Below are 12,353 nucleotides of genomic sequence, written 5' to 3' on the forward strand. Positions count from 1 at the left end.
GCGTCAGGCTGCTCGCTACTATGATTCGAGTTTTGCTTGCTGCTCTGTTGATGTTCGCTTCGGCAACGGCTTACGGAACCGGCTCTGGCCCCAACAATGACGACCGGCCGGCCTACCGGCTCTTCACCGCCGATGGCAAGCCGGTATCGTTCGGCAAAATGACCAAGGAGTTGGCCGGCGCCGACGTGGTGCTCTTCGGCGAGCAGCACAACGACCCTATGGCGCATTGGCTGGAGCTGCAAGTGGCCAAAGAGCTGGCGCAGCGCAAGGCGGGGCAGGTGGTTCTAGGTCTGGAAATGTTCGAGCGCGACGTGCAGCCCCTGGTAGAGCAGTACAACGTAGGCGAGCTGGACGATAAAGCGTTTGAGGAGCAAAGCCGCCCTTGGCCCAATTACTCTACCGACTACAAACCGCTCCTGCAGCTAGCCAAGCAGCAGAAGCTGCGCGTAGTAGGCACCAACGTACCGCGCCGCTTCGCGCAGCAAGTGGCCAAAGGCAGCTTAGCCGCTCTCGATGCCCTAGGTACCGACGAAAAGCAGTGGCTGGCTCCCTTGCCTATCAAAGTCGACTACAACCTGCCCGGTTACCAGAACATGTTCAAGATGTTCGGCGGCGATGCAGCCCATGCCGCGGGCGTGCAAAACATTGTGCAAGCGCAGGCCCTCAAAGACGCCACCATGGCGCACTTCATTCGCCAAAGCCGCCAACCGGGCCAGCTGCTACTGCACGTAAACGGCTCGTACCACTCCGATAATCACGATGGAATTGTGTGGTACCTGCGCCAAGCCGAGCCACAATTGCGCATCCTCACAATCAGCACGGTTACGCAGGAGCAACTTGGCAAACTAGATAAGGAGAACCTAAGGAAAGCCGATTACTTGCTCGTGGTACCGGCCGATATGACGAAGACGTACTAATCAACCATCAGTAATAGTAATGCGGCGTATGCGGTATGCCCAGGTAAGCACTAAACTCCCCGACTCATGATATCAACCCGCAACTACGCCACCCTGCCCGATGCCCCAACCCTGCAACGCATTTGCAAAGCGTTGGCGGTGCTCGATGCTATTAATTCGCAAGAGTGGGAGTACCGCTACCACACCTACGACCCAACCTGGGGCATGGGAGAGGAGCTTTTCGAGATGAACGACGGCGAGGGCGACCAGATGTTGGTGCTGTTCCGGAAGGAGGGCTGCTGCATCAACGGCTACCTCGAGGGTTACGACCAACCCGATAAAGCCGAACTGACCCGCGACCTGCCCGAAGCATTTAAGGAGTTCATGCTCGGCGAGCCAGTCAGCTCCATTGGTACCACGTTTTGCCTGTGGTATACGCCCGAGGCTGGTTGGCAAACCTGCCTGCCGGGCCACGGTGAAGATGGCTCGGAGGAACTGCTGTACATCTTCGATAACAAGCCCGAAACCTATACCGAATGGGCCAACGAGTACTTTATCGAAGAAACCGACCGCAACCCCATTGCCCTAGGTGCCGTGGCGCACATCTATCGCGGGGAGGTACTCACCAAGGAGGTAGTACGCGGCATTATTGATGAGCTGGAGGATTGGCCGCAACTGGAAGCCGATCTGCAGGAAATAGGCTACCCCTACGATTTCGGCTCGGAGCGTTGAAAACGAGTACTGCCCGCCCCACTACTTTCCTCACCGCCGAGTGGCACAACCTGCTCATGGCCAACTACGCCGTTGAGCCGAGCATCCTGCAACCCTACGTGCCCTACGGCACCGAGCTCGACGAGTGGAACGGCACCTACTACGCGAGCATGGTAGGCTTCATGTTTATGCACACGCGCGTACGGGGCTTCAGCGTGCCTTGGCATAAGCACTTCGAGGAGGTAAACCTGCGCTTCTACGTGCGGCACCGCGACCCGCAACACGGCTGGCGGCGCGGAGTGGTGTTCGTGAAGGAGATTGTACCTAGGCCCATGATTGTGGCCGTGGCCAATACGTTTTACGGGGAGAAGTACGCGGCAATGCCTATGCGCCACCATTGGCGCCCAACGGCTGATGGAGCCTTGGAAGTGGAATACGGCTGGAAGGTGGGCGAGGAGTGGAATTACCTGCGTGCCCACACCAGCCAGCAGGCTACGCCCATAGCAGCTGGCTCCGAGGCCGAGTTCATTACGGAGCACTATTGGGGCTACACCCGCTTGGGTGAGCGGCGCACCGGGCAGTACGAGGTGGTGCACCCTCGTTGGAACGCGCACGAGGTACACAGTTTCGAGATGAACTGCAGCATTGCCCGGCTCTACGGAGAAGCGTTTGTCGAGCCTCTTAGCCAAGCGCCTAAGTCGGTATTTATGGCCGATGGCTCGGCAGTGAAAGTAATGGGCGGCGAAAAGATCGGCTAAAACAACAAGCCCCGGCAACTGCAGAGTTGCCGGGGCTTGTTGTTGATGAACGGTAGGATGACCTAGGGAACTTACGCCGAGAACGACGAGCCACAACCGCAGGTACTTTTGGCCTGGGGGTTGCTGAACGTAAAGCCGCGAGCATTCAGGCCGTCCTGGAAGTCAACTTCCATGCCCAGCACGTACATCGCGTGCTTCTTGTCCATAATCAGCTTTACGCCATCGACATCGAAGGTCTCATCCTGCTCTTTGGCTTTGTCGAAGCCGAGCAGGTAGCTCAGGCCCGAGCAGCCGCCGCCCTGCACGCCTACGCGCAGGCCGTACTCAGCCGGGACGTTCTTCTCGCGGAGAATGTTTTTCACCTCTTCCAGAGCGCGCGAAGTCAGCGTGATAGGAGCGGTTTTGGTGGAAGCCGTGGCAGTAGCCATAGTCAGTAGTTGTTGCGTAGAATCTTCGGTTGGGAGGGCTTGCCGCCCTGGGCCACAAAGATACAGCCCAAGTCTCATAAGCCGTAACGATACCTTAACAGCTACCGTAGGCGGCAGGTTCACCGTACTATATTTGTCGGCCCTAGGTGCGTTGTCACCGGTTTTTAGGCTATAGTTCGTACCTCAAACTTGTGCCGCAAACGCGGCGTGCTTTCTTCTGCATGGATACCACTGCACTGATCATCGACCTGCTCAAGATTACTTTGCCCGCGCTTATCGTAGCAGGTACTGTTTACTACCTCATTCAGCAATACCTCGAAAAAGACCAGCAGCGCCGCCTGATTGAGCTGCGCCTGGAAAATGCCAAAGCGGTGCTGCCCATTCGATTGCAGGCTTACGAGCGCATTACGCTGCTGCTCGAGCGCATGACGCCCAACAACCTACTGGTGCGCCTGAGCTCGGCGGGCCAAACCGCTACCGAGTACCACCGCTTGCTTGTACAAGAAATTCGGGCCGAGTATGAGCATAACTTGTCGCAGCAACTCTACATGAGCCCCGAAGCGTGGGCGCAGGTGCGGCAGGCCAAGGAAAACGTGCTTACCATGATCAACAAGGCCTACCAAACCTTGCCCAACCAGCAGCAGGCCCGCGGCACCGAGTTGGCCAAGCGCGTGCTCGAAACCCTTATTGCCGACGAAATTGACCCCACGGCACCGGCACTGAACGCCATCAAACGCGAAGCTACTGGCCTGTTCTAGGTCACCAAAAAGCTGTCATCCTAAGCGCAGCGAAGGACCTTATCACGGCTGAACAACTGACGTAACAACGTCTTGTTCTTGCGTGGTAAGGTCCTTCGCCCTTAGGATGACCGTGAAAAGAACCGGTTTACACCGTGGCTAGCACTACATCAATGGCGCGCTGGTAGCAGGCTTCGTAGCGGGGTACGATCTTCTCAACGGCAAACTCTTCGGCGTGCGTGCGGGCCGCGGCCTTAAAGCGGGGTAGGTTTTCGTCGTTGAGCACGTAGAGGGCATTTTTTACCATGTCTTCTACGTCGCCGATGTTGCTCACCATGCCCGTGAGTCCGTGCACGTTTAGCTCCGGAATGCCGCCCGCATTGGTGCTGATAACCGGCACTTCGCAAGCCATGGCTTCGAGTGCGGCCAAACCAAAGCTTTCCTTCTCCGAGGGCATCAGGAACAAGTCGGAAATGCTGAGCACTTCCTCCACGGCTTCCATTTTGCCTAGGAAGCGCACATCCTGGCAGTGGCCCAGTTCGCGGCACAGCTTTTCAATGCGCGGGCGGTCGGGCCCGTCGCCGACAAGCAGGAGCTTAACGGGCATTTGCTCGCGCACACCGGCAAAAATCCGCACCACGTCGTCCACACGCTTAACAGAGCGGAAGTTGGAAGTGTGGATCAGCAGCTTTTCGCCCTCGGGCGCAATGGCCGCCCGGAAGTGCTCCTTGCGCTGCTTCTTGAAACGCTCCAGGTTGATGAAGTTGGGGATAACCTCGATGTCCTTTTCCACCGCAAAGTAGCGGTACGTCTCCTCCTTCAGGTCGGCCGACACGGAGGTTACGGCGTCGGACTGATTGATGCTGAACGTTACCACGGGCTCGTACGAAGCATCCTTCCCCACGAGGGTAATGTCGGTGCCGTGCAGCGTGGTAATTACCGGGATCTGAATGCCCTTGGTACGTAGGATTTGCTTGGCCATGTACGCGGCCGAGGCATGCGGAATGGCGTAGTGTACGTGCAGCACATCAAGCTTCTCATTCTGCACGATGTCTACCATTTTGCTGGCCAAGGCTAGCTCGTAGGGCGGAAACTGAAACAGCGGATACGGCGGAATAAAAACCTCGTGGTAAAAGAGGTTTTCGTTGAAGAAATCGAGCCGTACGGGTTGGCTGTAGGTGATGAAGTGCACACGATGGCCTTTCAGCGCCAAGGCTTTGCCAAGTTCGGTGGCTACCACGCCCGAGCCGCCGAAGGTGGGGTAACAGACAATGCCAATATTCATAGTAGATGTGTGCAGCGGGGGCGGAAGGAGTAAAGGTTTTGCTGCCTAACAACGCAAGCGGCGGCAAGTTGGAAAAACCCGAAGAATTATGCGTGCTGCCCTAGGTGGCATCAGCTGTTAAGATTGGTTTACGCAAAAAAAAAGAACGCGCCGTCCTGGTCAGGGACGACGCGCCGGTCAAGGGGTTGCTTGTTCCACACCACATAGAAGTACGCTTCCCCTCATATCAACTTTTGCCCTTGTCGGCGTCGGTAAGAATAGACTTGTAGATAACATCGTGAATGCGCGTACGGATGTTGTACTGGCGCAGTTTGTTGTTGCCGGCATCGGGGTACACCCGGTTCGACAAGAAAATATACAGAATCTTGTTGTCCGGATCCATCCATACGCAGGTACCCGTGAAGCCGGTATGGCCGAAGGTGCTGGCCGGCGACAGGTTGCTGGTAGGGCCTTCGGGCTTCGTAGGGTCGCCGTGGTCCCAACCTAGGCCGCGGCGGTTGGTAGTACTAGCCGACCGAGCAAACTCCGCTACTACGGGCGTGTTGAAGAACCGACGTCCGCCGTAACGGCCATTCTGCAGGTTCATCTGCATCAGGATAGCCAAGTCGTTGGCGTTGGAAAACAAGCCGGCGTGGCCCGCTACGCCACCCATTAGGGCAGCGGCCTGGTCGTGCACGGTACCTTGCAGCTGGGTATGGCGGTAGTAGTTATCGTTTTCGGTGGGCGCAATGCACGACTTCGGGAACCGCTGCAGCGGGTTGTAAGTCATGGTATTCAGGCCCAGCGGCGCGTAGAAATTGCGCTGCAGGAAAGCCTCAATCGGCTGATTTATTACTTTTTCGGCCAAGCGCTTCAGAATGATGAAGCTCAAATCGGAGTACTCGGTGGGGTACACCCCGCCTTTGCCTTTGGGCAACATCGAGCTGCGCTTGATCCACGTCCAGACGGAGTCTTCGGCCGAACGGGATACGTAAGTGCCCGGAATTACTTCGCGGGCGAAGTCATCGGTGCGGGTGCTGGCGTAGAAGGTCGGCTTAAGGCCGCCCGTGCGCGTTACGGTTCGCTCCCAGGTAGGAATACCCGCTTTCAGGCCGGCTTGGTGCAGCAGCACCTGCCGCACAGTCATGTCCTTCTTGTTGGTGCCCTTCAGGTCGGGGAGGTAATCCGATACCTTGCTGTCGAGGTTCAGCTTGCCTTCGTCCTTCAGCCACATAATGGACTGCAGGGTGCCCGCTACTTTCGATATCGAAGCCAGGTCGTAGAGGGTTTCGTTGGTTACAGGCTGGTTCTTGTCGTAGGTGCAATAACCAAAGCTCTTGTCGTAAACTACGGCGCCGTCTTTGGCCACCAGTACTTGGCAACCAGGGGTAGCCGCGTAAGCAATGGCTTCGGTAGCAATGTTGTCAATCTGGGTTAGCACGCGCGAGTCGAGTCCAACGGCTTCGGGCGTAGCGTAGCGCAGGCGGCGGAAATCGGCAGTGGGCAACCCGGTACCGGCTAGCAGTTTCTCGGATACCGTAATAGGCAAACGACCCTTTGCCGGCAGCGCCCCGAAAAGAATTTGCGGCACCACCATTTGGGAGGTGAAATTGTCTTCGTAGCCGCATACCAGCGTGCGCGCTTCCTCTACATGCTTCAAGGCGTAAGCATTGCCCATCAGCACCACCACGGTTTTCTGCTTTTTGTTTTCCTGCAGCTTCTTGATAAACCGGAGGGCGCCGTCACCTAGGCCGTAGTTATGGGCCGGGGTGTTGTTCATGTTATGGAAGCTGACGACTACCGTGTTGTAGAGGCTCAGCTTCGGCAGCAGGTTGTCAAAGGTCGAATCGGGGGCGTAACGATTCGGAATGGCATAGGTAGCGCAAGGCATGTAGCGCTGCATGGCCTTGCCAAACGAGTTGCCATTGGGCGCGCCAATCGTAATCGAAGCGAGGCGCAGCGTATCCAGATTGGCAAAGGGAATGAGGTCGTCTTCGTTTTTCACGACCGTGGTGGCGTGCTCGTAGATGCTCTGCTGCACCACCCGGCTTAAGGGGCGGTTCAGGTTGTTCATCAGGTTTGGCACATCCACGCTAGGCTTGCGGTTAAGGCCAGCCCAAAACTTGGCGCGCAGCACTTTGCGCACTCGGTAGTCAATTTCTTCCTGAGAAATCTTGTTGGCCGCTACCATGCCCTTAATCTTCTGAACGGCCATGGGTACGTCCTCCGAAAACAGCAGAACATCATTGCCCGCCAACAGCGCAAGGGCATCAAGTTCGCCGGGCTTGTATAGGTCGGATACGCTCTTCATGTTGAGTGCATCTGTAAATACAAGCCCTTTATAGGCCATTTTTTCCTTCAGAAGCCCCGTTACTAGGTTGCGCGACAACGTTGCCGATTGGTTACGCACGGTGTCGAACAGAGGCATGTAAAGGTGTCCAACCATCACACCCATTACGCCCTGTTCAAAAGCTTTTTGGAAGGGGTATAGGTCGACGTTAGTGAGGCGCACCATGTCGGTGTTGATTACCGGCAAGGCAATGTGCGAGTCGGTGTCGGTGTCGCCGTGCCCGGGGAAGTGCTTGGCGACGGCAATTACGCCGTGGTCCTGCAAACCGCGAATGTAAGCCGAACCTAGTTTGGCTACTTGCTCCTTGTTTTCGCCGAACGAGCGGTTGCCGATAACCGGGTTGTTAGGATTGGAGTTGACATCGACTACGGGCGAAAAGCTCACGTGCACACCTAGGGTGCGCATCTTCAGGGCAATTTCGCGGCCCATCTGGTACACGAACCGGTCATCGTCCATGGCGCCGAGCGTCATTTGCTTGGCGAAGTGCGTGGAAGAGTCGAGGCGCATGTTCAGGCCCCACTCAGCATCCATGGCAATGAGCAAGGGCGTGCGGGCCGCCGCTTGGTAGCGGTTGGTAAGGATAGCCTGCCGACGCGGACCGCCCTGCAAAAACATCAGGCCGCCGATGTTGTACTCGCGCACCAAAAACTCGGTGTAGTTGGTGTGCTTCTTATCCTTGTTGGAGTAGGCCGCTACCATGAAGAGCTGACCTAGGCGCTGATCGGGAGTAAGGGAGGCAAATACCGAGTCGACCCACTGTTGCTCGGCCACGGAGCTGGGCCGCGCACCATCGTCGTGCGGAGTCGAAAACGACACGATCAGACCCGTAACGGCCAACAGCAGCAGTACCAATCCGATCCGAAATTCCTTGCCCATTGGCCTCTGTGTCGTGTCGCGTAGATGAAATGGCTAAGTCGACCGCCTGCATATGCGCCCTTCTTCGGAGGCCTAAACCAACGCGGAAGGGCGCCAAAACAGACGGAGCGGAAATAACCGGCCGAAGCCCGTAAGACGTCGACCGACCAACTTACGAGCAAGCTCGCAAGCAAAAGCTGGCCACAAACTTACGCATTATTTCCGGTGGCAGATGAGTGCTAATTTGGGACCAATTACACCCGGAACCGGCTTGCCGTTCATTTTCAGGAAATGTTACGACACAGGTACGGGTAAAATCCCATGTTGAGTCCGGCCAACTCAAACAGGTGGCGCAAGCCGTCGGGGAGTGACGTACCTTTGCCCTTCATCAGAACAAACGCAACCCCCGTTGAGGTTCGTATTGCTATGTCCGATATCATTCAACTGCTGCCCGAGTACCTCGCCAACCAAATTGCTGCCGGCGAAGTAGTGCAACGCCCCGCTTCGGTGGTTAAAGAGTTGTTGGAAAACGCGGTAGACGCCGGCGCTACCCAGATTCAGCTAATCGTGAAGGAGGCTGGCAAACAACTGGTGCAGGTGGTTGATAACGGCTCGGGCATGTCGGCTACGGATGCTCGCATGAGCCTGGAGCGGCATGCCACGAGTAAAATTCGTACGACGGAGGACCTGTTTCAGATTCGTACCCTGGGTTTTCGCGGCGAAGCCCTGGCCTCGATTGCGGCCGTGGCACAGGTTGAAATTAAATCGAAGTTGCAGGCGCAGGAAACTGGAACGCAGCTGATTGTGGAAGGCTCGCAGGTAGTAAGCCAGCAGCCCACGGCCTGCACCGATGGCACCAGCATTGCCGTCAAAAATTTGTTCTTCAACGTACCGGCGCGGCGCAATTTCCTTAAGAGCAATGCGGTGGAAATGCGTCACATCCTCGACGAATTTCAGCACGTAGCGCTTTCTAAATCGAACATCAGCTTTTCGCTGTACCAGAACGATCTGGAGGTGTTTAACCTGCCCGCCGGTAAGCTAAGCCAGCGGGTGGTGGCACTGCTCGGCAACAGCTACAAAGAGCAATTGGCCTTGGTGGAGGAGGTAACGCCTTTTATCTCCGTCAAAGGTTACATCGGCAAGCCGGAGTCGGCCAAAAAGAGCCGTGGCGACCAGTTCTTCTTCGTGAACGGGCGCTTTATCCGCTCGGCCTACCTCAACCACGCGGTGCTGGCGGCTTACGAGGGGCTGCTGCCCAAAGAGACGCACCCGTTCTACGTGCTGTTCCTGGAGCTTGATCCCAAGACCATTGACATCAACGTACACCCCACCAAAACGGAAATCAAGTTCGAGGACGAGAAGACCGTGTATGCTATTGTGCGGGCGGCCGTGAAGCAAGCCCTAGGTCTGCACAACATGGCCCCGTCGCTGGACTTCGAGAGCAACATAAATTTCGCTCCGTTGGCTGGTTTGCGCACCGGTAGCCGCTCCGATTTTGCCGACCCCAACGACGACTCGCACCACAACCTAGGAAACGAAGGGGGCGCCTTGGCAGCAGCCATGGCAGCCGCTGCGGCCCCCGCCCGACCCACACGTGAAGCATCGCGCTGGACCGACGAAAAACCCCTAACGCCGCGCCCCACCGAGCAAGCCCGCAAGGCCCTCGAAGATTTTTACAAAACCCTAAGCCAACCCGGCGCGCTCGACGACATTGAGGCCGAAGCGCCCGATGCGAAGCCCGAACCGTTGCCGGCTATTCCGGTGCTGCCGCCAACGCCGCTGATGCAAGCCGCGCCGCCAGCGCCTGCAACTCCCGAACTGCCCCTTACGCATGGCCCCACCACCGGAACAGCCGAAGGTGGCGCAGCCGCCATGCCAAGCCGCCGGGTAGTGCAGGTGCAGCAATACGTGCTGGTGCCCGTAAAATCGGGGCTGATGATGATCGACCACATTGCGGCCCGCGAGCGAATTTTGTACGAGCAGTACCAGCAGCAAATTGCGGAGGAAAGCAGCGCCTCGCAGACATTGCTGTTTCCGCGCACGGTGGCTTTCTCGCCCGGCGACTTTGCCGTGTTGCGCGAGGTAACTGCCGAGCTGCACGACCTAGGATTTCGCTTTTCGGAGTTTGGCCCCAACACCATCGTGGTGGAGGGCTTGCCCTCAGACGTGCCGAGCCGGGCCAACGAGAAAGAATTGCTCGAAGGGCTGTTGGAGCAATTTCGGATGCCAGGTGCCCGGGCCCGCCTCGACCGCCGCGAGCAGCTCGCGCGCGGCCTCGCCCGCCGGGTAGCTGCTTCGGGCACCGCCCGCCTCAGCGAAGTCGAAATGACAGCGCTGATAGACAAGCTGTTCGCTTGCCAAACGCCTGGCTATACACCCGACGGGCAGCGCACCCTCGTGATGCTGGAGCTCGATCAGTTGCAGGCGTTTTTCCGAAGCTGATACCTAGGTCTATTTGACGCGGTGCCTGGCTTGGCCGAGTTGCTGAGCCTAGGTGCCAAACCGTGGAGTTTGCGCAGCAGTTATACCTTCGTTCCTGGTGGTAGCTGGGTAGCGGCACCGCTATGCCTGGTTGTTTTCCGTAAGCAGGCGTATTGCCCATGGCTGGTAAGCCTCTTGCGCTAGCCAGCGTTATTTCATCAGCTTAATCTGTCCTGTATGTTCAATGTCACCCCAATGGTGCGCAACCTGCTCCTTATCAACATAGGGCTGTTGCTGCTCGAAGGCATGGGTGCGCTTGGGGTGGTGCCGCGCCTGTTGGCCCTTTACCCCTGGACTTCCGACCTGTTTCAGCCCTACCAGCACGTTACGTACATGTTTTTGCATGCTGGTTGGGGGCACTTGCTGTCCAACATGTTCGGTCTGTTCTCGTTCGGGCCGATGCTGGAAATGCGTTGGGGCGCACAGCGCTTCCTTGTGTTCTGGCTGATATGCGGCGTGGGCGCAGGCATCTTGTACTCCGGTATTCGGGAGTATGAGTTGACGCAGATGCGCGAAGATCGTAACGCGTTCTTGTCGCAGCCAACGGCCGTAGGCTACAGCGACTATTTCCGGGATTATCTGCCGCAAGCCCGAGGCTACGAGGAGCTAGCGCGAGCCATACAGCAGGATCCTGGCAATCAGCGCTACATCCAGGCGGCTACCGCTACCGTTAACGAAATCTACAAAGGGGCGCTCAACTCGCCTATGGTAGGCGCCTCAGGGGCGCTGTTCGGCATTCTGCTGGCTTTTGCCTATCTTTTCCCCAATACGGAGCTCATGCTCTTATTCTTTCCGTTCCCCATCAAGGCCAAGTATTTTGTGGCGCTGTATGGGCTCTATGAGCTATACGCGGGTGTGGAGCGCAATCCAGGCGACAACGTGGCCCACTTCGCCCACCTAGGCGGAATGTTGTTCGGCTTCCTCCTGTTGAAATACTGGGAACGGCACCACTCGCGCTTCTACTAACCCACCCATTGCCATGAGCATCTTCGCCGATATTCAAACCACCTTTACGCGCCGCGACAACGCGCTGAATCAGCTGTTGGTCATCAACGTGCTGGTGTTTGCGGTGCTGGTGGTGCTGGGCGCCGTGTTGTACCTCACTGGGTCCTCGTCGGCCTATGACATCCTGTTGCGGCAATTGGCTTTGCCCTCTGATGTACCCGGCTTGCTGCGCCACCCCTGGACGGTGCTCACCTATGCTTTTACGCACGAGAAGTTCTTTCACATCCTCTTCAACATGCTCAACCTCTACTGGTTTGGCATGCTGGTGCGCGAGTACCTAGGCGACCGTCGTTTGGTAAGCCTGTACATCCTTGGTGCGCTGGTGGGGGCGCTGTTCTTCGTGCTGAGCTACAATTTGCTGCCGGTATTGCGTCCCGGTTTGGGCGTACCGATGGTTGGTGCTTCGGGTGCCGTAACGGCAGTTATCGTAGCAGCGGCTACACTTCTGCCCGATTACACCTTCAATCTGTTCCTCATTGGGCCGGTACGCATCAAGTACATTGCTGCGGCCGTGGTGCTCATTTCAATTGCCGGTATCAACGGTGCCAACCCTGGCGGGCAAATTGCTCACCTAGGCGGCGCTTTTCTGGGTTTTCTCTATATCAACCAGTTGCAGCGTGGCCGCGACCTTGGCCGTCCGGTAATTGCCGTGGGGGAGTGGGTTAATGGGCTGCTGCACGGCCGGCCGCGCCTGCGCGTAACGCACCGCAGCCCGCAGGCCAATGCCGCAGCTAGTAAGCGCGGCGGGTTGGCTCAGCCGCCGCAAGAAGAAATTGACTTGATCCTCGACAAGATTTCGCGTTCCGGTTACGAAAGCCTCTCGAAGGAGGAAAAGCAGAAGCTGTTTCGGGCCAGCCAGCAGTAGTGC

Annotated in this window: 10 protein-coding genes; 7 read left to right on the plus strand and 3 right to left on the minus strand. The window is 57.3% G+C overall.

The window, feature by feature from the left end; all coding sequences use genetic code 11:
- Positions 1-20: 20 nt before the first annotated feature.
- The 3 genes from ASU33_RS02115 (at position 21) to ASU33_RS02125 (ending at position 2,365) form a co-directional block, all read left to right on the plus strand.
- On the plus strand, positions 21-917 hold the full coding sequence (locus ASU33_RS02115; protein ID WP_078062802.1) for a ChaN family lipoprotein: 897 nt from the start codon (positions 21-23) through the stop codon (positions 915-917).
- Positions 918-983: 66 nt separating this feature from the next.
- A complete protein-coding gene (locus tag ASU33_RS02120; protein WP_059067651.1) occupies positions 984-1,628 on the plus strand; it encodes a hypothetical protein in 645 nt (214 codons plus the stop codon).
- A complete protein-coding gene (locus tag ASU33_RS02125; RefSeq protein WP_286130388.1) occupies positions 1,625-2,365 on the plus strand; it encodes a YqjF family protein in 741 nt (246 codons plus the stop codon). Before ASU33_RS02120 ends, ASU33_RS02125 begins: the two co-directional genes overlap by 4 nt.
- A 71-nt stretch (positions 2,366-2,436) precedes the next feature.
- On the opposite strand, the gene ASU33_RS02130 is transcribed toward ASU33_RS02125, so the two are convergent.
- Positions 2,437-2,793 carry a HesB/IscA family protein gene (locus ASU33_RS02130; protein ID WP_059067653.1) on the minus strand — a complete coding sequence of 119 codons (357 nt, stop codon included), beginning with the start codon at positions 2,791-2,793 and terminating at the stop codon, positions 2,437-2,439.
- A gap of 221 nt (positions 2,794-3,014) precedes the next feature.
- Between ASU33_RS02130 and ASU33_RS02135 the strand changes: the two genes are divergently transcribed.
- Complete coding sequence (locus tag ASU33_RS02135; RefSeq protein WP_059067655.1) at positions 3,015-3,551, plus strand: DUF7935 family protein; 537 nt, start codon at positions 3,015-3,017, stop codon at positions 3,549-3,551.
- A 127-nt stretch (positions 3,552-3,678) separates the two neighbouring features.
- On the opposite strand, the gene bshA is transcribed toward ASU33_RS02135, so the two are convergent.
- Positions 3,679-4,815, minus strand: a complete 1,137-nt coding sequence (gene bshA, locus ASU33_RS02140; RefSeq protein ID WP_059067657.1) for an N-acetyl-alpha-D-glucosaminyl L-malate synthase BshA — start codon at positions 4,813-4,815, stop codon at positions 3,679-3,681.
- 226 nt (positions 4,816-5,041) lie between these two features.
- Complete coding sequence (locus ASU33_RS02145; RefSeq protein WP_059067659.1) at positions 5,042-8,020, minus strand: serine hydrolase domain-containing protein; 2,979 nt, start codon at positions 8,018-8,020, stop codon at positions 5,042-5,044.
- A 405-nt stretch (positions 8,021-8,425) separates the two neighbouring features.
- Between ASU33_RS02145 and mutL the strand changes: the two genes are divergently transcribed.
- From mutL to ASU33_RS02160, 3 genes are all read left to right on the plus strand, one after another.
- On the plus strand, positions 8,426-10,441 hold the full coding sequence (gene mutL, locus ASU33_RS02150) for a DNA mismatch repair endonuclease MutL (RefSeq protein ID WP_059067661.1): 2,016 nt from the start codon (positions 8,426-8,428) through the stop codon (positions 10,439-10,441).
- 216 nt (positions 10,442-10,657) lie between these two features.
- The gene (locus ASU33_RS02155; RefSeq protein WP_059067663.1) at positions 10,658-11,446 is read left to right on the plus strand and encodes a rhomboid family intramembrane serine protease; all 789 of its coding nucleotides are present in this window, start codon (positions 10,658-10,660) and stop codon (positions 11,444-11,446) included.
- Between the two features lie 13 nt (positions 11,447-11,459).
- Positions 11,460-12,350, plus strand: a complete 891-nt coding sequence (locus ASU33_RS02160) for a rhomboid family intramembrane serine protease (protein WP_059067665.1) — start codon at positions 11,460-11,462, stop codon at positions 12,348-12,350.
- Positions 12,351-12,353: the final 3 nt, after the last annotated feature.

Source organism: Solirubrum puertoriconensis, from assembly GCF_001483135.1.
In the GTDB taxonomy this organism is placed as follows: Bacteria; Bacteroidota; Bacteroidia; order Cytophagales; family Hymenobacteraceae; genus Solirubrum; species Solirubrum puertoriconensis.